Annotated in this window: 18 protein-coding genes; 7 read left to right on the top strand and 11 right to left on the bottom strand. The window is 65.2% G+C overall.

The features are described 5' to 3' along the window. Positions 1–2: 2 nt before the first annotated feature. The 5 genes from EP379_RS15340 to EP379_RS15320 all read right to left on the bottom strand — a co-directional run bounded on the left by EP379_RS15340 (position 3) and on the right by EP379_RS15320 (position 4,473). Positions 3–1,349, bottom strand: a complete 1,347-nt coding sequence (locus EP379_RS15340; RefSeq protein ID WP_127478608.1) for a heterodisulfide reductase-related iron-sulfur binding cluster — start codon at positions 1,347–1,349, stop codon at positions 3–5. A 230-nt stretch (positions 1,350–1,579) separates the two neighbouring features. Then, positions 1,580–2,002: a rubrerythrin family protein gene (locus EP379_RS15335; RefSeq protein ID WP_127478607.1), complete on the bottom strand. Its 423-nt coding sequence runs from the start codon at positions 2,000–2,002 to the stop codon at positions 1,580–1,582. Positions 2,003–2,471: 469 nt separating this feature from the next. Then, positions 2,472–3,044 carry a YceI family protein gene (locus tag EP379_RS15330; RefSeq protein ID WP_127478606.1) on the bottom strand — a complete coding sequence of 191 codons (573 nt, stop codon included), beginning with the start codon at positions 3,042–3,044 and terminating at the stop codon, positions 2,472–2,474. A 34-nt stretch (positions 3,045–3,078) separates the two neighbouring features. Continuing rightward, a complete protein-coding gene (locus EP379_RS15325; RefSeq protein WP_127478605.1) occupies positions 3,079–3,624 on the bottom strand; it encodes a cytochrome b in 546 nt (181 codons plus the stop codon). A gap of 12 nt (positions 3,625–3,636) precedes the next feature. Further along, positions 3,637–4,473, bottom strand: a complete 837-nt coding sequence (locus EP379_RS15320; RefSeq protein WP_127478604.1) for a pirin family protein — start codon at positions 4,471–4,473, stop codon at positions 3,637–3,639. A gap of 99 nt (positions 4,474–4,572) precedes the next feature. On the opposite strand from EP379_RS15320, the gene EP379_RS15315 reads away from it, so the two are divergent. Both EP379_RS15315 and EP379_RS15310 read left to right on the top strand, forming a co-directional pair. Continuing rightward, positions 4,573–5,481, top strand: coding sequence for a LysR family transcriptional regulator (locus EP379_RS15315; RefSeq protein ID WP_127478603.1), 909 nt, complete (start codon positions 4,573–4,575; stop codon positions 5,479–5,481). Further along, positions 5,478–7,511, top strand: a complete 2,034-nt coding sequence (locus EP379_RS15310; protein WP_127478602.1) for a tRNA(Met) cytidine acetyltransferase TmcA — start codon at positions 5,478–5,480, stop codon at positions 7,509–7,511. Before EP379_RS15315 ends, EP379_RS15310 begins: the two co-directional genes overlap by 4 nt. Before the next feature lie 35 nt (positions 7,512–7,546). On the opposite strand, the gene pap is transcribed toward EP379_RS15310, so the two are convergent. Continuing rightward, positions 7,547–9,055 (bottom strand): polyphosphate:AMP phosphotransferase, encoded by a 1,509-nt coding sequence (gene pap / locus EP379_RS15305; protein WP_127478601.1) that lies wholly within the window; start codon positions 9,053–9,055, stop codon positions 7,547–7,549. Positions 9,056–9,290: 235 nt separating this feature from the next. Between pap and EP379_RS15300 the strand changes: the two genes are divergently transcribed. From EP379_RS15300 to metA, 3 genes are all read left to right on the top strand, one after another. Then, the gene (locus EP379_RS15300) at positions 9,291–11,381 is read left to right on the top strand and encodes a hypothetical protein (protein WP_127478600.1); all 2,091 of its coding nucleotides are present in this window, start codon (positions 9,291–9,293) and stop codon (positions 11,379–11,381) included. 141 nt (positions 11,382–11,522) lie between these two features. Beyond that, positions 11,523–12,308 (top strand): ATPase, encoded by a 786-nt coding sequence (locus tag EP379_RS15295; RefSeq protein WP_420824464.1) that lies wholly within the window; start codon positions 11,523–11,525, stop codon positions 12,306–12,308. A gap of 114 nt (positions 12,309–12,422) precedes the next feature. Then, positions 12,423–13,496, top strand: coding sequence for a homoserine O-succinyltransferase MetA (gene metA / locus EP379_RS15290; protein ID WP_127478598.1), 1,074 nt, complete (start codon positions 12,423–12,425; stop codon positions 13,494–13,496). Between the two features lie 118 nt (positions 13,497–13,614). Here the strand turns inward: metA and EP379_RS15285 are convergent, their stop codons facing one another. The 5 genes from EP379_RS15285 to EP379_RS15265 all read right to left on the bottom strand — a co-directional run bounded on the left by EP379_RS15285 (position 13,615) and on the right by EP379_RS15265 (position 20,039). Continuing rightward, positions 13,615–15,990, bottom strand: a complete 2,376-nt coding sequence (locus tag EP379_RS15285; protein ID WP_127478597.1) for a phosphoketolase family protein — start codon at positions 15,988–15,990, stop codon at positions 13,615–13,617. 10 nt (positions 15,991–16,000) lie between these two features. After that, positions 16,001–17,191: an acetate/propionate family kinase gene (locus EP379_RS15280; protein WP_127478596.1), complete on the bottom strand. Its 1,191-nt coding sequence runs from the start codon at positions 17,189–17,191 to the stop codon at positions 16,001–16,003. 129 nt (positions 17,192–17,320) lie between these two features. Further along, on the bottom strand, positions 17,321–18,727 hold the full coding sequence (locus EP379_RS15275) for a cryptochrome/photolyase family protein (RefSeq protein ID WP_127478595.1): 1,407 nt from the start codon (positions 18,725–18,727) through the stop codon (positions 17,321–17,323). 126 nt (positions 18,728–18,853) lie between these two features. Beyond that, positions 18,854–19,057, bottom strand: coding sequence for a hypothetical protein (locus EP379_RS15270; RefSeq protein WP_127478594.1), 204 nt, complete (start codon positions 19,055–19,057; stop codon positions 18,854–18,856). A gap of 97 nt (positions 19,058–19,154) precedes the next feature. Then, positions 19,155–20,039 carry a DNA/RNA non-specific endonuclease gene (locus tag EP379_RS15265; protein WP_127478593.1) on the bottom strand — a complete coding sequence of 295 codons (885 nt, stop codon included), beginning with the start codon at positions 20,037–20,039 and terminating at the stop codon, positions 19,155–19,157. Between the two features lie 105 nt (positions 20,040–20,144). Here EP379_RS15265 and EP379_RS15260 point away from each other — a divergent pair, with 105 nt between their 5' ends. Then, positions 20,145–20,399: a hypothetical protein gene (locus EP379_RS15260; protein ID WP_127478592.1), complete on the top strand. Its 255-nt coding sequence runs from the start codon at positions 20,145–20,147 to the stop codon at positions 20,397–20,399. After that, entirely contained in the window at positions 20,399–21,052 is a 654-nt protein-coding gene (locus EP379_RS15255; protein ID WP_127478591.1) for a thiopurine S-methyltransferase, read from the top strand. Before EP379_RS15260 ends, EP379_RS15255 begins: the two co-directional genes overlap by 1 nt. The last annotated feature ends 49 nt before the right edge of the window (positions 21,053–21,101 follow it).

Here is a 21,101-nt window from a genome sequence, read left to right as displayed (position 1 = left end):
GTCTACAGTCCGTAGGCGATGCGCAGCAGCGTCATCGGATGCTCCGGCTTGCGCCCATCCTGCAGGCCGTTCTCGATATGATGGCCGGCCATGGGGCAGTCGCTGGCGTAGTGATCGCACTCGGCCTGTTTCACCTTGTTCACCACCGGGCGGCAGATCTTCATGGCGATGTCGTGGTACTCGCTCTTCACCGCGTAGGTGCCGTCGTGGCCCGAGCAGCGCTCGATGACGTCCAGGGTGGTGTCCGGCACCAGGCTCAGGATATCGCGCGTCTTCAGGCCGATGTTCTGCACGCGCAGGTGGCAGGGGACGTGATAGCTCACCTTGCCGAGCGACTGCTTGAAGGTAGTGTCGAGCCTGCCTTCCTTGTGGCGCAGGGCGAGATATTCGAACGGGTCGAACATATGCTGCTTCACCTTCTGCACGCCGGCATCCTCGGGGAACATCAGCGGCAGTTCCTGCTTGAACATCAGCGCGCAGGACGGCACCGGCGCGACGATGTCGTAGCCGGCGTCGATGGCGGCGAGCAGCACCGGGATGTTGGCGTCCTTGGCCCGCTCCACCGCCTCCAGATCGCCCAGCTCCAACTTGGGCATGCCGCAGCACTGCTCCTTTTCCACCAGGGTCATTTCGATGTTGTTGTGCTCGAACACCTTGAACAGGTCTTCGGCGATGTGCGGCTCGTTGCGGTTGCCGTAGCAGGTGGCGAACAGGGCGACGCGGCCGGTGGTGCGGCCGGCGGCCTCGGGCTGGCTCACCGTGCTGCGATGGCCGGCGAGACGCTTGCGCGCGGTGTGGCTGTGATACTGCGGCAGCAGGGCCCCGGGATGCACGCCGAGCACGAATTGCAGGCCCTGGCGGAACAGGCCGATCTTGTTCACCGCGTTGACCACGGGTGCCAGGCCCGGCGCACCGGCGAGGGCGCCGACGGCGTCGGTGGCGGTGAGGATTTTGTCACGCGTCTTGAACTCGCCCTTTTTGAACTTCACCGCCTTGGCCCGCAGCATGGTGTGCGGGAAATCGAGGTTCCACTCGTGCGGCGGCACGTAGGGGCACTTGGTCATGTAGCACAGGTCGCACAGGTAGCAGTGATCCACCACCTGCCAGTAGTCCTCCTTCTTCACGCCGTCCACTTCCATGGTGTCCGACTCGTCCACCAGGTCGAACAGGGTGGGGAAGGCGTTGCACAGGCTGATGCAGCGGCGGCAACCGTGACAGATATCGAAGATACGTTCCAGCTCCTGGAACAGCGCGCCCTCGTCGTAGAACCCCGGTTTGCGCCAGTCCAGCGGGTGGCGGGTGGGGGCTTCCAGATTGCCTTCGCGGCGGGACTCGGTCGGTGCTGACATGCTGCCTCCCTGTTGTGTCGTCATCGTTTGGCTGCAGAGCAGACGGAACACGGCATACCCCGTGTGCCGCCAATTTTCAACGACGATAAGTCGTTGAAAATTGAAGCCAAGCGAAAATCACATTTTTCGCTTGGCGTGGTCTGAGAAGTCCAGGATGGACTTATTCAGACCTTCCCTAAGTGTCCGGCAAAAAAAGGCCGGCCTTGGTGGCCGGCCGGTACAGCGAGTACTTACTGACCGAGGGAGTCCAGGGCCTTCTGGAAGCGGTTGGCGTGAGAGCGCTCCGCCTTGGCCAGGGTCTCGAACCAGTCGGCGATTTCGTCGAAGCCTTCGGCGCGGGCGGTCTTGGCCATGCCCGGATACATGTCGGTGTACTCGTGGGTCTCGCCGGCGATGGAGGTCTTCAGGTTGGCCTCGGTGCTGCCGAAAGGCAGGCCGGTGGCGGGGTCGCCGCACTGTTCCAGGTATTCCAGATGACCGTGGGCATGGCCGGTTTCGCCTTCCGCAGTGGAGCGGAACACGGCGGCCACGTCGTTGTAGCCCTCCACGTCGGCCTTGGCGGCGAAGTAGAGGTAACGGCGGTTGGCCTGGGATTCGCCGGCGAATGCCTCTTTCAGGCACTGTTCGGTCTTGCTGCCTTTCAGGGTTGCCATGAAACAAACCTCCTTCTTGTGTGGGGGACCATGTTGGGGAGGGTCTGAATAAGTCCATCCTGGGCTTCTCAGGCCACGCCAAGCGAAAAGTGTGATTTTCAATTGGCTTCAATTTTCAACGACTTATCGTCGTTGAAAAATGGCGGCACATCCCTGTGCCGCGGAAGCTCTGAACTTATTCAGAGCTTCCTTAATTCAGAGCTTCCCTAAGTGATACAGGATAAACCTAGACCAAGTCTAAATCTCGGTCAACCCGCCGTATGCGGACGAGCCGCTCCGCAGTGCGGTCAGTGGCCATGGAGTTTGTAAGGGTAGTACAGGAGCAGTGGTTTCGAGCCCCAGGGGACGGATTTCACCCACAGGCGGGAAATCAGGGCAAAACTGCGTCGAGGGAGGGGCGCCGGAAGCGCCGCGTATCCCCTCCCCAACCCTCCCCACATTGTGGGGAGGGGGATTTTGATGAAACTCACTACAACTTCACGCCTTCCACCGACAGGTCCAGATACACCTCGCGCGAGGCGGGGCCGAGGTCGTAGTCGATGCCGAAGTCTTTCAACACTAGCTTGGTGGTGCCGAAGAAGCCGCGGCGCTGGCCACCCCAGGGGTCGGCGCCGGCGCCGATGTGTTCGACCTCGATGCTCACCGGCCTGGTGACGCCGTGCAGGGTGAGATTGCCCTTGAGCGTACCCTTGCCGTTGCCCTTGTCCTCATAGCCAGTGCCGACGAACTTGGCAGTGGGGAACTTGCCCACGTCGAGGAAATCCTTGCTGCGCAGATGTTTGTCGCGTTCGGCGTGGTTGGTGTCGATGCTGGCGGTGCGGATGTTCACTTCCACCTTGGCGGCGGCGGGATTGCTCTCGTCGTAGCTGAACCTGCCGTCGAAGTCGTTGAAGCGGCCATACAGCCAGGAGTAGCCCAGGTGTTGGATGCGGAACTGGATGAAGGCATGGGCGCCCTTGGTGTCGATGACATAGTCGGCGGCGTGCAGCGGGGCGGCGGCGCCGAGGATCAGCAGCAACAGCGGGATGATGGTTTTCTTCATGGTGAGGCTCCTTTTGTGGTGAGGTCGTTGCATGTCAGCGGCCGAGCATGCGTTTGAGCGTGCGGTCGCGGTCGATGAAGTGGTGTTTCAGGGCGCCGGCGATGTGCAGCAGCACCAGCGCCATCAGCGTGATGGCGAGGGTCAGGTGCACGGCGCCGGCGATGTCTTCCTGCCGCGGGAGGGCAGTGATCGTGGCCGGGATGCTGAACAGGCCGAACACCTCCACGGCGCGGCCGTCGGCGGTGGAGATGAGGTAGCCGCTGGCCATGATGGCGAACAGCAGCAGGTAGAGCAGGCCGTGCACGAGGTACGCGGTGCGGCGTTCCAGCGGTGTGTGGCTGGCCAGCGGCGCGGGCGGCGGCGAATACAGGCGCCAGGCGAGGCGCGCCAGCATCACCACGAACAGCACGACACCGATACTCTTGTGCAGTGCCGGCCCCTGGCGGTACCAGGCATCGTAGTAGGTCAGGCTGGTCATCCACAGGCCGAGGCCGAACAGGCCGAACACCGTCAGCGCCACCAGCCAGTGCAGCAGGACGGCGACCAGGCCGTAGCGCTCCCTGTCGTTACGAATCCGCATGATGACCTCGCTTCAAAAGTTCCCTGCGCGGTAGTCGTTGTAGGCCTGGCGCAGCTCGGCCTCGGTGTTCATCACGAACGGCCCGCCGCGCGCCACCGGCTCGCGTAGCGGCGCGCCGCTGACCAGCAGCAGGCGGCTGTCGGATTCCGCCTCGATCTCCACGGCATCCCCGGCGCCGAGCTGGGCGAGGGCGTAGGTCTCGATGCGGCGGCCGTCGATGCGTACCGCGCCGTCGAATACATAGACGAAGGCGTTGCGCTCCGCGTCCACCGGCTCCGCGAAGCGCGCACCGGCGGGCAGCGTCACGTCGAAGTAGCTCACCGGCGTGATCAGCTCACGTACCGGGCCGGTGGTGCCGCCGCTGGTGGTTCCCGCCACCACTTTCACCGTGACGCCGCCGTCGCGTGTTTCCACGGGGATATTCGTGACGCCGAACTCCTGGTAGCGCGGCGCCATCATTTTGTGCGCCGCCGGCAGGTTGACCCACAACTGGAAGCCGGCCAGCAGGCCCTCCTCCTGTTCCGGCATCTCGGAATGGACGATGCCGCGTCCGGCGGTCATCCACTGCACGCCGCCGTGCTCGATGACGCCGCTGTGGCCGGCGTTGTCGCCGTGGCGCAGGCGGCCGTGCAGCAGGTAGGTGACCGTCTCGAAGCCGCGGTGCGGATGGGGCGGGAAGCCGCCGATGTAGTCGTCCGGGTCGTCGGAGCGGAAGTCATCCAGCAGCAGGAAGGGGTCGAGCAGCGGCAGCGCCGGCCCGCCGATAACGCGGGTCAGGCGCACGCCGTCGCCGTCGGCGGTTTCCTGGCCGTGTATTACCTGTTGTACCGAACGGGGCCGCAGGGGCATGGTTTACCTCCAGATGTTGTCTGTTGTGCTCAAGTTTAGAGTTGCTGAATCAGGGATAAAGGCGATAATCAGCAAAAGACTGTTGCGAATATAGGAACAATGGACCGCTTCGATTCCCTGCACACCTTCGTCGCCGTGGTGGAGGCCGGCAGCTTCAGCGCCGCCGCCGTGCGCCTCGATCGCGCCAAGTCGGCGGTGAGCCGGCAGCTGGCGGCACTGGAGGCGCACCTCGGCGTGCAGCTGCTCAACCGCACCACCCGCCGCCTGTCGCTCACCGAGGCGGGGCGGGAATTCCACGAGCGGGCGCAGCGCATCCTCGCCGACCTGGAGGAGGCGGAGCTGTCGGTGGCGGCGGAGCAGAGCGCCCTGCGTGGCCGCCTGCGCCTGGCGGCGCCGCTGTCCTTCGGCGTGCAGCATCTGGCGCCGGCCCTGGCCGAGTTCCTGGCCCAGCATCCGGAGCTGGTGCTGGACCTCGACCTGGACGACCGTCGCATCAATCTGGTGGAAGAGGGTTTCGATCTGGCGCTGCGCATCGGCGATCTGGCCGACTCGAGCCTGGTGGCCCGTCCGCTGGCACCGATCCGCATGCAGCTGTGCGCCAGCCCCGACTATCTGCGCCGTCACGGCACGCCGCGCACGCCGGAAGATTTGGCCTTTCATGCCGGCCTGGTGTACGGCAACGTGCCGGAGGCGCAGCAGTGGCGCTTCCTCGATGCCGCCGGCAAGGTGCACAGCGTGAAGGTGCCGGCACGGCTGCGCGCCAACAACGGCGACGTGCTGCTGCGCGCCGCGCTCGATGGCCTCGGCGTGGTGGTGTCGCCCACCTTCATCGCCCATCGCGCCCTGGCGGCGGGCGAACTGGTGCCGCTGCTGCCCGATTACCGGGCGCCGGGCACCACCGCCTATGCGGTGTATCCCTCGCGCCGTCATCTGCCGCAGCGGGTGCGCGTGCTGATCGAGTTTCTGGCGCAGCGCTTCGGTGATATGCCGTATTGGGATCAGGCATGACGGCGCCGCGACAGATGTGGGTGCTGGCCGGTGCGCGGGCATGGGCGTGCGAAGTGGCACGGCGATATGCCTGCGACGGGATGCTGTGGCTGGGCGAGCCGCCAGCGGGTGCGCCCGGTGGTGCGGCGCGCGAGGCACACAAGTGGCTGGGGCGCGAACTGGACCTGCTGGTGATCGACGCCTGGACCGGTTTCGATGTGGAGGCCTTCGGCGCGGCCAGCGGTGCGCTGCGCGGCGGCGGCCTGCTGTTGTTGCTGACGCCGCCGCTGGCGGGGTGGCCGCATTATGCCGATCCCGAATACGCGCGTATCGCCGTGCACCCGTTCAAACCGGAACAGGTGAGCGGGCGCTTTCTTGCGCGCTTCGTGCATCTTTTGCAGAGCCACGACATCAGGGTAGTGACTGAGGCCGATGCGCTGCCCGCGTGGCAGGCGACGCCAGGCAACCATCCAGCCAACTGGCATACCGCCGATCAGCAGGCGGCGCTGGCGGCGATCATGGCGATGGCGCAGGCGGCCGCGCCCATACCGTTGGTGCTCACCTCCGATCGCGGCCGCGGCAAATCGGCGGTGCTGGGCATGGCGGCGGCGCAGTTGCTGCGCCAGGGCACGCACCGCATCGTGGTGACGGCGCCGCGCCTGGCGGCGGTGGCGACCTTGTTCGAACACGCCGCCCTACGATCTGCTCCGGACGTGAGTGCGGGCATTCGCTTCGTTGCCCCCGACGAGCTGCTGCACACCCTGCTAGGCGCCGACCTGCTGCTGGTGGACGAGGCCGCGGCGATCCCGGCGCCGTTGCTGGAGCGCCTGCTGGCGCATTATCCGCGCAGCGTGTTCGCCACCACGCTGCACGGTTACGAGGGCACCGGGCGCGGTTTTGCGGTGCGCTTTCAGCGCGTCCTGAACGAACGCGCGCCAGGCTGGCGCAGCGTGCATCTGATGGAACCGATCCGTTGGCCGGAGCACGATCCGCTGGAGCGGTTCGTGTTCGATGCCCTGCTGCTCGATGCGCAGGCGGCCGATGATGCACAGCTGTGTGGTGTGGTCGTGGACGCGTGCAGTATCGAGCGGGTGGAGCGCGACGTCCTGCTGGCCGATGATGCCCTGCTGCGCCAGTTGTTCGGCCTGCTGGTGTCGGCCCATTACCGCACCAGCCCCCTCGACCTGCGCCACCTGCTCGATGGCCCCAATGTCAGCGTGTGGCTGATGCGCTGGCAGGGGCAGGTGGCAGCGACGGCATTGACGGTGCGCGAGGGCGGCTTCGATGAGGCATTGGCAGAGCAGATCTATCAGGGCAAGCGCCGGCCGCGCGGTCATCTCATTCCGCAATCACTGGCGTTGCACAGCGGCTTTGTCGCGGCGCCGCGGCTGTCGGGCGAGCGCATCATGCGCATCGCCGTGCATCCCGCCGCACAGCGGCGCGGCCTCGGCACGCGCCTGGTGCAGGCCATCGTCAAACAGGCGCAAGACGACGGCCTCGATTTCGTCGGCTCCAGTTTCGGTGCCAGCGCCGAACTGCTGGCGTTCTGGCAGCGTGCGGCATTTGTGCCGGTGCGCCTCGGCCTGACGCGCGAGGCGAGCAGCGGCGCCCATTCGGTGATCGTGCTGCGGCCATTGTCGGTTGCGGGGGAACAACTGTTTGCGGCGGTGCGGGCGCGTTTTCTGGCCCACCTTCCGGCCCTGCTGCGCGACGGCATGGAAGAGGTAGATGCCGATGTGGCGGCAATGCTGCTGCTAGGGGCGCACGCCGACGACGGCGCGGAGCTGGACGCGCAGGACTGGCGCGACGTGGAAAGCTTCGTGCAGGGCTGGCGTGGCTACGAGGTGTGTCAGGTGGCCGTGCGCAAGCTGGTGCGTGCCGCCATCGACCAGGCAGTGCTGGATGCCGTGCAGCGTGAACTGCTGCAACACAAGGTATTGCTGTGCGAGCCGTGGGAGTCGGTGATTGCCGCGCTGGGCTACAGCGGCCGTGCGCAGGCACTGGCGGCACTGCGCACTGCGGTGGCGCAGTGTCGTAATGCCGCCCTGTAGGTCGGCAGAAAATTCAGCAGGGGGCCCGCGACCTGCTACTCATCCAATGCCTGTTCGATCCGCTCACACACCGACTTGAGGATCGTCACCCGCGCCAGGTGCTTGTCGTTGGCGGCGATCAGGTGCCATGGCGCGTAGGAGGTGGAGGTGCGGGTGACCATGTCGCTCACCGCCTGTTTGTACGGCTCCCACTTCTCGCGGTTGCGCCAGTCCTCGTCGGTGATCTTGTACTGCTTGTAGGCAATCTTTTCGCGCTCCTGGAAGCGGCGCAGCTGCTCCTCCGGCGAAATGTGCAGCCAGAACTTGCACAGGATGATGCCGTGCTCGCTCAGTTGCTGCTCGAAGGCATTGATCTCCATGTAGGCGCGCTGCCACTCATGCTCCCGGGCGAACTGTTCCACCCGCTCCACCAGCACGCGGCCATACCAGGAGCGGTCGTAGATGGTGATGTAGCCGGCCTGCGGGATGTGACGCCAGAAGCGCCACAGATAGTGCTGCGCCAGTTCTTCATCGGTCGGCGCCGCCACCGAGATGACGCGGTACAGGCGCGCATCCATGGCGCCGGTGAGACGGCGGATGGCGCCGCCCTTGCCGGCGGCATCCCAGCCCTCGAACATGAAGATGCTGGAACGGCGCTTCTCGCGCGCCGCCCAGGCCAGGCGGCTGAGGCGTTCCTGGTATTTGGCCAGCTGTTTCTTGTAATCCTTGTCGCTGATGGCCTGGCCCAGGTCGACGCTGTCCAGCACCTGGCGTTGCGGCGTGGACGCCGCGGGGGTTTCCGGTTTGGCCGCGCTGGGTTTTTCCTTGCCTTTGGCGGCGGCCTGCATCTCTTCCAGCCGCCGGCTGATGGCGTCGAGCACCGTGCTGGCCGCGGTAAAGTCGCGGTAGTTCTCGTCGCTCGCCTCGATCAGGTGCCAGGGGGCGGTGCCGCTGCTGGTGGCGCGGATCGCCTCTTCCGAGACAGTGAGGAAGTCGTCGTACTTTTTGAGGAACTTCTTCTGCATCGGCGAGGCCACCATGCCGGTGGCCGGATGCAGCTTGCCTTTCTTGTCCGGCGTGAGGCGCCGCTTCTGTTCCTTCTTGGTGATGTGGAACCACAGCTTGATGACCAGGGCGCCGTCATCGCTCAACATCTTTTCGAATTCATTGATGCGCAGCAGCTCGTACTCGAACCGGCCGGGATCGATACGACCATAGACGCGGTCGATGATCGGCTGGGTGTACCAGGAGCCGAACATGATGCCGATGGTGCCGCGCGGCGGCAGTTTGCGCCAGAAGCGCCAGTAGCGCGGCCGCTCCCGTTCCTCGTCGCTTTCGTCCCAGAAGGCGTGGGTCTGGATGCCGCGGGTGTCGAGCCACTCATTGAGGCGGTTGACCACCTTGGGCTTGCCCGCGCCCTCGACGCCGGAGACGATGACGATCACCGGCATGCGTGTCTCGCGCAGCGCCGCCTGAATCTCCAGCAGGCGGGTGCGCAGTTGCGGCAGCCGGTCGTTGAAGTCCTTTTTGGCCAGACGGTTGCCCAGTTCCACGGCTTCGAACATGTATCTCTCCTTCCGCGATGGCCGGCAGGGGGCGGCGTCCCCGCGCGTCCGGTGGGATGCTCTGCGGCGGCGGCAGCACAAGGTGATATAAAGAAATAACCTATCCTGCTTGCGGCCGCCACGTCCCTTCCTGCGCCGTTTCCAACCCGGTGCTGCGCTGGGTTGCATTCACGGGCATAAGGAGCACACTTATGGCGCAGTGGCGTCATAACCGTACAAACGAAAGGATGGAACCATGACCAAATCAACCTGGCGCACATCTCCCTTTCCCCTGCTCATCCTGCTGCTGGCGGCTGTCCCGGTGCTGGCGGCGCCACCGCCCGGCATGGCGCCGGCCGCGGCGGCGGTGGCCGTTCCTCCGGTGCTGAAGAAAGCGCCCGAACTGGCCCGGTTGCTGCGCGACTGGGACGAGCAGTCGGTGCTGGCCATGGAGGTGGCACGCCAGGCGCCGCGCCAGGTGCTGAACCGTGCGGCGATGCAGCGCACCCGCATCGAGACGGCCGGCGGCGACAAGGTCGCACTGGACAAGCTGTTCGACAGCACCTTCACGGCCCAGCGCGCACTGGACAAGCAAATGCGGCGCATCCCCGCCACCGCGCTGGTCGGTCGGCCGCAGATCAACGAGGCGGTGGTGGAGTTTCCCGATCGGCTGCTCATGGTGCGCCAGGTACGGGTCGTGGTGCGTGACCCGCAGCAGGCGGCGGCTGCGGCACCCGAACTGGCAAGGTTTCTGGCGCCGGTGGATCAGGCGGCCGCGGCACAGGCCCGCGTGGCGGATCTGGCGCCGGATGTGCAGCAGAGTTTCCGCCGCTATATCACCGCAGAGTTGCCCTTGCTGGATGCCGATGATCCGCTGCGTCAGGCGTTGGCCGCGGGCGGTGAGGATGCGGTATTGCGTGCCGTGCTGAGCGGCGTGGGCGAGTTCGATGTCACCGAACAGGTGGCGGTGGAGCGGCGGCTGTACAATGACGGCGTGCCGCGCCTGACCGGGGAATTTCATGCCCTGGCCCAGACCGTGGGGCCGGTGCTGAAGCCGACCGTGGCGCGGCGGTCGGCGGCGGCGCGTGAGCCGGCGAGCCTGGGTGGTCCGGCGATGCAGGGCCGCGACTATCACTATCCTGCCGGCGAGCGCCACGAAGGAAGGCTGGAGTTCAGTGAGCCCTTTCTCGCCGGCTTCACCCTCGGGCAGGAACTGGCCTGGGAGCGCAAGTGGAAATTCGGCGCCGGTTTCCTGCGTGTCAATTACGGCATGGGCTACGGTTTCGGCCTGCGCATTCCCGTCGCCCTCAACGGCCGCCTGGAGCCGACGCGCAGTGTGCGCAGCAGCATCGATGATCCGGGCCGCGATCTGACCCTGCGTCTGCAGGCCGTGACCAGCGACGCGCAGGAAGAATATTACAGTCGCGTGGGATTGGCGCCGGGACAGGTGTTTGGCGGCGATGAGTTCGTCTTCACCGCCGGATCGTGGTTCGGCTTCAAGCTGTACGCCCTGGGCAAGACCTGGGCGGAGCTGACGCCGGTCAATTCGCCCTGGCACAAGAGCCGCAGCTTCCGCCCGCCGCTGGGCGGCAGTCCGCGCGAGATATTTACCTTCGCCGTGCCGCCGGAACTGACCAATACCGCCATCGAACTCGGCGCCTTGAGCGGCGCGCTGGAGGTCGGACTGGGTCTGAATGGCAGCGGCAAGGTGCTGGTGCCGTATGCCCTGCTGGTGGACGGCCGGCCGGCGGTGGAGCAGCGCATCACCCTGAACAATGCCAATCAGCACACCGAGACCCTGCGCCTGCCACCGCTGACGGCAACGCCCGGCACGGTGGTGCAGCAGGGCTACGGCCTGCGCCTGGGTGCGCCGACCTATCTGATGGATGTCAGCGCCGCGACGCGCCTGCGTGTGGTGATGCGGGTGAGGGCCGGGCCGGTGAAGCGTGATGTGGCCACCGATTGGATAGATGTGTTCACCCTGCCGCTGGGACAGATCGCCCTGCCGCCCCATGCCGGCACCCACGGCCGCTACGAGTGGAACGAGGGGGTGCGCATCTTCGAGGCACGCGACCCGGCCGATCCGGCCGCCATGCAGGCACCGCGCACGGTGCCGCGCCCAGGCGCGGGGACGCCATCCAGCGCGCCGGCACCGGCGACACCGGCCAGGCCGGCGGCAACGGTGCGGCCGTCGGCAGTGCCGGCAGAGCGGCCCCAGGCCACCACCGACCGTGACAAGGCATCGAGTGTCGGCTATGGCGCAGACCCGGGAGAGGAAACCCAGGAGCGGCCCACTCCGCTGCACACGCAGCCGGCCCCCATCAGACAGCCGGCGCCGGGGCGGTGAGGCACCAGGCCGCTGCCCTGACGGCAGCGGCGCACCGCGCTACAATGACGCTCTTTTCGTTTACCCCGGGGAGCGGGTTTCGTGAAACTGAGCGCCGAGCAGTTCCGTCATTGGGAGCACAAGTGCATCACCCTGCTGGGCATGTCCGGCGTGGGCAAGACGCGCATCTCCACCCTGCTGCGCGCCAGCAACTGGTTTCACTTCTCGGCCGACTACCGCATCGGCACGCGCTACCTGGACGAGGCGATCCTCGACAACATCAAGCAGCAGGCCATGCAGGTGCCGTTTCTGCGTGACCTGCTGCGTTCGGACTCCATCTATATCCGTAACAACATCACGGTGGATCATCTGAAGCCGGTGTCCACCTTCATGGGCAAGCTGGGCAATCCCGAACTGGGCGGTTTGTCGCTCACCGAGTTCAAGCGCCGCCAGGCACTGCACCGCGTCGCCGAGGTGGCCACCTTCCGCGACGTGCCGGAGTTCATCCGCAAGGCGCAGTCGCTGTACGGCTATCAGCACTTCATCAACGATGCCGGCGGTTCGCTGTGCGAGCTGGATGAACCGGGTCTGTTGGATGAACTGGCCGAGCACACCCTGTTTCTTTACATCCAGGCCTCGGAAGCGGATGAGCGCGCGCTGATCAGTCGCGCCGAGGCGGACCCCAAGCCGCTGTATTACCGCGAGGCCTTTCTCGACGAGCAACTGGCCATCTACATGCGAGAGCGCGCGCTGGATTACGTGGCGCAGATCGACCCGGACGACTTCGTGCGCTGGGTGTTCTCGCGCCTGTTCCGGGCGCGGGTGCCGCGTTACGAGGCGATCGCCCGGCAGTACGGCTACACCATCACCACCGCCGAACTGGCCCAAGTGCAGAGCGAAGGGGATTTCCTCGCCCTGATCGAGCGCGCCATTGCAAGGCAGGAATGAGAAACGGCAAGGAACCCGCAAATCCAACGACGACATATTCTGAGCAATATTTGCGTCCATTCACGTTTATTCGCGGACTGTTTTCACGCCGTTTGATTATCGAGGAAATCACCCATGCCCTTGGTCGCCCATACTGATCTCCCCACCTTCGAGCGCATGAAGCAGGAGGGGCAGAACGTGCTGCCGCGCGACTATGCCTTGCAGCAGGATATCCGTGAGCTGCACGTCGGCCTGCTCAACATGATGCCGGACGCCGCGCTGGAGGCCACCGAGCGGCAGTTCTTCCGCCTCATCGGCGAGAGCAACCAGATCGCTCAGTTCTATCTGCACCCGTTCACCCTCAAGGAGCTGAAGCGCGGTGCCAAGGGCCAGGAACACGTCGACAGGTTTTACGAGACCTTCGAGCAGGTGAAGGCGCAGGGCCTCGACGCGCTGATCATCACCGGTGCCAATGTGCAGGGTAGCGAGCTGTCGCAGCAGCCGTTCTGGCGGCCGCTGATCGAGGTGATCGACTGGGCCTATGAAAACGTGACCTCGACGTTGTGTTCCTGCCTCACCACCCATGCGGTAATGGAGTTCCGCTACGGCCAGAAGCGCCGTCCGCTCGGCTTCAAGCGCTGGGGTGTGTATTCGCACCGGGTGATGGACCGCCGTCATCCGCTGGTCACTGGCGTCAATACCCGCTTCGATGTGCCGCATTCGCGCTTCAACCAGATCGATCGTGAGCAGTTCGAGACAGTCGGTTGCCGCGTGCTGGTGGAGAGTGCCCAGGCCGGTGTGCACCTGGCGGTGAGTCCCGACCTGTTCCGTCTGGTGTTCTTCCAGGGCCATCCCGAATACGACGTGATCTCGCTGCTGAAGGAATACAAGCGCGAGGTGTTGCACTATGCCAACGGCGATCGTGCCGACTATCCGCCCTTCGTGGAGAACTATTTCACCGCGCAGAGCGAGGCGATCCTCGACGAATACCGCGAGCAGCTGGAGGCGGCGAAGGCCAGGGGCTTGCCGATCCCGGAGATGCCGGAGGAGATCGTGGCGGCGCAGCTGGACAATACCTGGCATGACAGCGCCGAGGCGGTGATCAACAACTGGATCGGTATGGTCTACCAGCTCACCCACCACGATCGCCGCCTGCCGTTCAAGGCTGGCGTCAATCCCGACGATCCGCTGGGCCTGCGCGGCCGCTAATCCGACAGTTATGGCAGCGCACTACGCGCCCGTGCGCCCGTGAACCGAGCGTAGGGGCGCGCACGCTCCTGCCCGATACCGCTGCGCTATATCCGGCCTGCACTTGCAGCTGTCGACTTCAATACGGCCACACCCAGTCACGGATCTCCGGCATGTCCTCGCCGTGGTGGCGGATGTATTCCTTGTGCTCGATGAGCTTCTCACGCAGCCGTTGCTTGGCGTAGGCGGCGGCAGCGCCAAGCTGGGGCAGGCGCTCGATGACATCCATCACCAGGTGAAAGCGGTCCAGGTCGTTCATCACCACCATATCGAAAGGGGTGGTGGTGGTGCCCTCTTCCTTGTAGCCGCGCACGTGCAGGTTCTTGTGGTTGGTGCGGCGATAGGCCAGACGATGAATCAGCCACGGATAGCCGTGATAGGCGAAGATGATCGGCTTGTCGGCAGTGAACAGGGTGTCGAACTCCTTGTCGGGCAGGCCGTGCGGGTGTTCTGACGGCGGCAGCAGACGCATCAGGTTGACGATGTTGACCACGCGCACACGCAGCGTAGGGAACTCACGGCGCAGGATGTCCACCGCGGCCAGGGTTTCCAGAGTGGGAATGTCGCCGGCGCAGGCCATCACCACGTCCGGCTCGCCGCCCTGATCGTTGCTGGCCCATTCCCAGATCCCCAGGCCCTCGGTGCAATGCTTCACCGCGGCGTCCATGTCCAGATACTGCAACTGCGGCTGTTTGCCCGCGACGATGACGTTGACGTAGTCGCGTGAGCGCAGACAGTGGTCGGCCACCGATAGCAGGGTGTTGGCGTCGGGCGGCAGGTAGACGCGGATGATCTCCGCCTTCTTGTTCACCACGTGATCGATGAAGCCGGGGTCCTGGTGCGAGAAACCGTTGTGGTCCTGGCGCCAGACATGGGAGGTGAGCAGGTAGTTGAGCGAGGCGATGGAACGGCGCCAGGGGATGTGGCGCGTCACCTTGAGCCACTTGGCGTGCTGGTTGAACATCGAATCGACGAGGTGGATGAAGGCCTCGTAGCAGGAGAAGAAGCCGTGGCGTCCGGTGAGCAGGTAGCCCTCGAGCCAGCCCTGACAGGTATGCTCGGACAGGATTTCCATCACGCGGCCATCGGGGGCGAGGTGATCGTCGTCGTTACAGCGATCGGCCAGCCAGGTGCGCTCGGTCACCTCGAACAGGTCGCCCAGTCTGTTGGAGGCGGTTTCGTCCGGGCCGAACACGCGGAAGTTGCGATGGTCGGCGTTCTTTTGCATGACATCGCGCAGGAAGCGGCCGAGGGCGCGGATGGATTCGGCGCTGCTGGTGCCGGGCTTGGTGACTGGCAAGGCATAGTCGCGGAAGTTGGGCAGACGCAGGGCCTTGAGCAACAGGCCGCCGTTGGCGTGGGGGTTCGCCGACATGCGCCGCGTGCCCTGCGGTGCCAGTGCCATGATCTCCGGGCTGGGACGGCCGTGATCATCGAACAGCTCCTGCGGCCGGTAGCTTTGCAACCACTCCTGCAACAGGGTGATGTGGCCCGGCTTCTCGCGCAGCTCGCCGAAGGGAACCTGATGTGAGCGCCAGTAGTCTTCGGTCTTTTTGCCATCCACGCTCTTCGGGCCGGTCCAGCCCTTGGGCGAGCGCAGGATGATCATCGGCCACTGCGGGCGCGTCGGATCATTGGCGCTGCGGGCATGATGCTGAATCAGGCGGATGCGTTCGCACACCGTGTCCAATGTGGCGGCCATCTGCTGGTGCATCTGCATCGGGTCGGAGCCCTCCACGAAAAACGGCTCGTAGCCGTAGCCACGCATCAAGGCCTCCAGTTCGTCATGCGGGATGCGCGCCAGCACGGTGGGGTTGGCGATCTTGTAGCCGTTCAGGTGCAGGATCGGCAGCACCGCGCCGTCGCTGATGGGATTGAGGAATTTGTTGGAATGCCAGGCGGTGGCCAGCGGCCCGGTCTCCGCCTCGCCGTCGCCGACCACGCAGGCCACCAGCAGATCGGGATTGTCGAAGGCGGCGCCGAAGGCGTGGCTCAGGGCATAACCCAGTTCGCCACCCTCATGGATCGAGCCGGGTGTTTCCGGCGCCACGTGGCTGGGAATGCCGCCGGGAAAGGAGAACTGCTTGAACAGCCGTTTCATGCCCTCGGCGTCGAGCGAAATATCGGGGTAGGTCTCGCTGTAGCTGCCTTCCAGCCAGGCGTTGGCCACCATCGCCGGCCCGCCGTGGCCGGGACCGCAGACGTAGATCATGTCGAGGTCGCGCTGACGGATGATGCGATTGAGGTGGACGTAGATGAAATTCAGGCCCGGTGTGGTGCCCCAATGGCCAAGCAGGCGCGGCTTGACGTGGTCCACGGTGAGTTGCTGCTTGAGCAACGGGTTGTCGAGCAGATAGATCTGTCCCACGGAAAGATAGTTGGCGGCGCGCCACCAGGCGTCCATCTGCGCCAGTTCGGTGGCGTCGAGCGGTGCCGCGGGATTGTGTGTGGTCATGGCAGATTCCTCAGGCCGTTGTGGTGAGTTCGAGTGTGATGCGGGCGATCTCCAGTTCCTCGTCGGTGGGGATCACCCACACCTGTACCGGGCTGTCGTCGCTGGAGATGCGGCGCGCCTCACTGTGTGTTGCGTCATTGCGTCCGGCGTCGAGCCATATGCCGAACCGTTCCAGGCCGCCGCAGGCGCGTCGTCGCATGTCGGCATCGTTTTCGCCGATGCCGGCAGTGAAGATCACCGCGTCGACCCGGCCCAGGGCGGCACTGTAGGCACCGATATATTTCTTCAGGCGGTAGCCGGTGACATCGAGCGCCAGTTGCGCATCCGCGTCGCCTGCTTCGGCGCGGGCATGCACCGCGCGCATGTCGCTGCTGCCGCACAGGCCATGCAGGCCGCTGTCGAAAAACAGCAGGTGTTCGGCGGCGGCGGCATCCAGCCCGGCGTGGCGCATGAGATAAAACGGCACCGCCGCATCGAGGTCGCCCGTACGGGTGCCCATCACCAGCCCTTCCAGCGGCGTCATGCCCATGGAGGTGTCGACACTGTGACCGCCCTGCACCGCCGTGACGCTGGCGCCGTTGCCCAGGTGCAGCACGATCAGGTTGAGCTGATCCAGCGGCCGCCCCATCAGCTCGGCGGCGCGGCGGCAGACGTATTGCACCGAGGTACCGTGAAAGCCGTAACGGCGCACCTGGTAGTCGCGCCAGGTCCATTCCGGCAGCGCGTAGCGCCAGGCGCGGGGCGGCAGGGTGTGATGAAAGGCCGTGTCGAACACCGCGACCTGCGGCACGCCCGGGCACAGCGCGCCGGCCAGTTCGATGCCGCGCAGATTGGCCGGATGGTGCAGTGGTGCCAGCGGCGTGAGTTGGCGCAATTCCGCGAGATTGGCAGCATCGAGCAACAGCGGTGCGCGGAAGCGATCGCCGCCATGGACCACGCGATGGCCAACGGCGCTGAGTTGCACCGGATCGGCAACGACGCCGTGCTGCGCCAGAAGGCGGAATACCTGTCGCAGGGCGGCCTGGTGATCAGGGGCCGCCCCGGGATATTCCCCTGCGCCATCCAGCCAGGCCATGCGCAGCAGGCTGTCGGGCTGGCCGATGCGCTCCGCCGTTCCGCCGGCCAACCAGCGCAGATCAGGAGCGGCAAAGACCTTGAATTTGAGCGACGAGCTGCCGCAGTTGAGTACCAGGATTTTCATGCGCGGGTGGTCGGAACAGCAAACAGGTCCATGTCGTTGTACAACGGGAAGGGGTGCGGGTATTGGCTGGGTCCGCCCTCGACATGGCCGGCGGCGGTTTCACTCAGCATAGACCATAACCGCCGAGTGTTACGTTTTGATGCCGGCGTAAGCCTCCAGGGCACGTTCCCGACTCGCCTTGAGATCGACCAGCGGCGGCGGGTAGTGTGTCGGTGGCTGTGGTGCGTTCCACGGCTGATGGACATATTTATCCGGCAGCTTTGTCAGCTCAGGCACCCAACGGCGTACGTAGTTCCCCAGGGGATCAAATTTTTCCCCCTGGCTCACCGGATTGAAGATGCGGAAATACGGCGCGGCATCGGCGCCGCAGCCGGCCACCCATTGCCAGCCCAGCGTGTTGTTGGCCAGATCCGCGTCCACCAGCGTGTCCATGAACCAGCGTGCGCCTTCCTGCCAGGGGATGAGCAGATTCTTGGTGAGAAACGAGGCAGCGATCATGCGCACGCGGTTGTGCATCCAGCCGCTGTGCCATAGCTCGCGCATGCCGGCATCGACGATGGGGATGCCGGTATCACCATGCTGCCAGGCGATGAGGTCTTCCGTGTAATCGCGCCGCCAGGGGAAGCGGGCGAAGCGCGCGTCCAGGGGTTCGTTGACGGTGTGCGGAAAGTGATACAGCAACTGGTGGGCAAATTCGCGCCAGGCCAGTTGGCGCAGCCAGCTCTCGGCATTTTGTGTCAGGCCGGCATCGCGCTGCATGGCCAGGCGCTGCTGCACCATAGTCACCAGACGTTGCGGACTGACCTCGCCGTAGTGCAGGTGTGGCGACAGGCGCGCGGTCCCGGTGTGGTCGGGGCGGTCACGTTCCACGGCATAGGCCGCGAGGGCATCGCCGAGGAACGCCGTCAGTCGTTGCACGGCGCCGGCCTCCCCGGGCCGCCACTGGGCGGCCAGTCCCCCGTCCCAGCGGATGCGCGGCAGCAGTTGCAAGGCTTCCAGTGGTTCGCTGCGCAATCCCGCCGGCACCGGCGGCAGCGCCGCCGGTGCCGCATGCAGGGCGAGATCGAAGCCGCGCCTCTGTGCCGCGTTCCAGTAAGGCGTAAAGACGCGATAGGGCGCACCGTCCGCCTTGAGCAAGTGCCACGGTTCGTTGAGCAGCAGCGCATTGCTGCTGGCGACGCTGATGCCGTCGGCGCGCAGGGCCTGCATGATGCCGTTGTCGCGCGCCATGGCGGCCGGCTCGTAGACGCGGTTCCAGTACACCGCCGTGGCACCGCCTTCCCGTGCCACGGCGCGCAACACCTCCAGTGCGTCGCCGCGGCGCAGCAGCAGGCGTGAGCCTTTTTGTTGCAGGCTTGCATCCAGGGCCGCGAGACTGTGATGCAGCCACCAGCGCGCGGCGGCGCCTTCGTTATGGGCTTCCGGCGTGTCGATGTAGAGCGGGATCACCCGCTCGCCATGGGCGAGGGCCGCGCGCAGGGCCGGATTGTCGGCCAGACGCAGGTCGCGGCGGAACCAGAGCAGGGCGGTGGTCATGATGGTGACAGCATACGCGAAGCGAGGGTGAACAGCGCAGGCGGAGCCGCGCATCAGCCGACCGGCAGAGAGCCCGTCAAAAACAAAACCCCGCAGCGCGGGGTTTTGTTTGCGGCAGGAAAGGAATCAATAGCCCTTGTAATACTCCAGTGGCTTGACGCCGCTGGCGGCGGTCAGTTCGGCCATGCGTTTCTTGTACTTCTCCATGAAGCTGCCTGCCGGGGGGTTGGCGTACTCCCGGTAGCTGAAGCCGTTCTTGTTGATGTGGGCCAGATACTCGGTTTCCAGCTGGATCATTTCCTGTTTGATGGCGTCGAGATTTTCGCTCATGGTAGACACGCTCCGTCAGTGCATACGAATCACGAAACTGTTCAAGTAGCAGCGGCACTGCCGCAAAACCATAGTTTCGGCATAGGAAAAAACACGGTCAATACCGTCCCGGGCGTCGCGCCACGTCCCCCAGCCGCCAGGCGGCGGGATCGACCGCCGCCTCCAGCCGCGCCTGCAACGCCGGCGCCATCTGCGGGAAGAAATCGAAGCCGGTGAGCTCCTCGATGTGGTCGACGCTGGTGACGAAGCGGTCCAGCGGCTCATTGCCCTTGACGGTCTGCGGTACCACGAAGGCCAGCAGCTTGGCCTCGCCGCCGGGGCCGCCGTGCGGCGCGGCGAGTATCTTGAAAAACGCGTCCGGCACCTCCACCCGATTCGTGCTGGGCAGGCGCTGGATGTCCTGATCGAACACCGGTCCGGTGATGACCCATAGTTCGCCGTAGCGCGGGGCGAAGAAATCGATCTCCACCTCCTCCAGCCGCTGCCACACCTTCTGATTCAGCCGGGGCCGCTGCGGCGTGATGTTGGTCATCAGGAAAGTCTGCTGCTGCGCCGTCGGGCCGTACAGGCGCGAGATGGCGTAGTTGGGGGCGAGGTGGCCGCGGTCGTAGCCGCTGCCGCTGTAGTCGTCGTGGCCGAGGGAGTTGAGGGCGCGCCAGTCGCGAGTGAACCGCTCCGGGCGACGATGAAACGGTGCATCCGCCGGTATGGGTTGCAGCCGGTATTCGACCCACAGCGGATTGCCGCGCAGGTCGGACCAGCCCACCAGAAAGGCGTCGTTGCGCAGCACGCGGGTCCAGGTGAGGGCACGCCAGTCCATGGCTGTGGGGATACCCTGCCAGGCCATTGCCGGGCGCGCGTGCAATACCTCGTGGCCGTACCAACCGGCGGTGAGTACTGCCAATACCAGCAGCAACAACGGATGGCGGCGCAGCAGATACAGCAGTGCAGCGACATGAACGGCAGTGTGGCGACGGGCCATGGGGTCTCCGGGGCAGAACGGGAAGTGAAGTATAACTGTCTACCGCCGCCGGTACCGAGCGCTTATGATGGAACGGCATCGTTCACAGGACCAAGGATACCAGGCATGTCGGATGAGGATTACGAACAGGAAGGATTGCTGCCGGCCGATCTGCGCGAAAGCTATGCGGTGATCTATGCGCCGCGCCGGCAGCGCCAGCGCTATCCGGAGAATACGGTGCAGGTGGTGGACACGGAGCAGGAGGCGCTGGCCCGCTCCGATGCGACGAAACACCTGTTTGCCGCGCGGGTATGCGGCCCGTTCCGTTCTTCCGAGGGATTCAGGTTGTTCTATCTGGTGCGTTGGCTGGGAGAGGAGTGATGAAGGCGGAGTTCTGGCTGGAGCGCTGGCAGCGCAACGAAATCGGTTTCCATCAGGAGGAAATCAATGCCCACCTGCAGGACTACTGGGGCAGTCTGCAATTGCCTGCGGGAGCGGAGGTGTTCGTGCCGCTGTGCGGCAAGAGCCGCGACATGCTCTGGCTGCGTGCCCAGGGCCATCGCGTGCTCGGCGTGGAGCTGAGTCCGCTGGCGGTGGAAGATTTCTTTCTGGAGAACGAACTCAAGCCGCAGGTGCGCAGCCACGGCGCCTTCGACAGCTGGAGTTGTGACGGCGTGACCCTGCTGTGTGGCGATTTCTTCGAACTGGAGCCAGCCGACCTCAAGGAGGTGGCGGCGGTGTATGACCGCGCCTCGCTGGTGGCGCTGCCGCCTGAGATGCGCACGGAGTATGCGCGGCACCTGCACAAAGTGCTGCCGGCACGCGTGCCGATGTTGCTGGTTACCATGGATTATGAGCAGGCGGAGATGGATGGACCGCCGTTTTCCGTCAGCGCGGACGAGGTGCAGCGTCTGTATGCCGGGCACTATGACATCGCGCGGCTGTACACCCATGATGTATTGTCCGAGAACGCCCGTTTCCGCGAACGCGGTCTGACGCGCCTCGACGAGGTGGTGTTTCATTTGCAGCCGTAGGACGCACCATCGCGGCAGATTCGTTGCGGAAACAATCTGCGTTCGCCAC

Origin of the sequence: Sulfurivermis fontis, assembly GCF_004001245.1 — a bacterium.
Lineage (GTDB): Bacteria > Pseudomonadota > Gammaproteobacteria > Thiohalomonadales > Thiohalomonadaceae > Sulfurivermis > Sulfurivermis fontis.
This window is presented reverse-complemented; position numbering and strand designations above follow the sequence as displayed.